This is a genomic window from Phaeodactylibacter xiamenensis (assembly GCF_000759025.1).
GTDB classification, from domain to species: Bacteria; Bacteroidota; Bacteroidia; order Chitinophagales; family Saprospiraceae; genus Phaeodactylibacter; species Phaeodactylibacter xiamenensis.
Genome location: NZ_JPOS01000059.1, coordinates 1 through 708, shown reverse-complemented (window position 1 = coordinate 708; position 708 = coordinate 1). Strand labels below are relative to the sequence as shown.

The window sequence follows — 708 nt, the reverse complement described above, 5'->3', positions numbered from 1 at the left end:
ACCGGCGTTGGCGCACCAATATCCGAGCAAGTAAAGGCAAACAGGTCAACTGATAACTGCGCAATCCCACAGTTATCAAAGGAACCGCTGTCCAAATCGGTAGCCGAAATAAAAGATGGGCCCTCTGATTCAGGGTCTATCTGAATGGTGAATGCAGGTACACATACAGCGGTTGGAGGCGTATTGTCAGCCAGGCTCACGCTCGAAACACAAGTTGAAAAGTTACCGCTCGCATCCGCTACCGTCAGGATGACCGTATTGAACCCAATATCCGAACAGGTCAACTGTGACGGGTTAGGTGTCAATGTAGCCACACCACAGTTATCGAGGGAGCCGCCATCCAGGCTGCTGCCATCCAGGGTAAGGGTCCCATCTGGCCCCAGGTCAGCCTCAATATCCTGGCATAATGCAAATGGTTTGGAGACATCCGTAATTTGCACATTAGTGGTACAGGCTGAGGTATTGCCGGAATTGCCCGTAACGGTCAGCTCCACTGTCTGCATGCCGAGGTCAGTGCAGGAGAATTCGGTCTGATCTATAGAAAGGTCAGCCACGGTACAATTATCAAAGGAGCCTGCGTCCACCTCAGCCGCTGAAAGACTGGCCTGCCCGGAAGGGTCGAGCTCCAAGGCCAGCATAGGTTCGCAGCTCGCTGTTGGTGGCACCAGGTCTTCTACCGTAATTGCAGCCGTACAGGTATCGGTATTG

Annotated in this window: 1 pseudogene; it reads right to left on the bottom strand. The window is 53.0% G+C overall.

Features of this window, described 5'->3' with window-relative positions:
- A pseudogene (locus tag IX84_RS33460) lies at nucleotides 1-708 on the bottom strand (hypothetical protein); the annotation flags it as partial.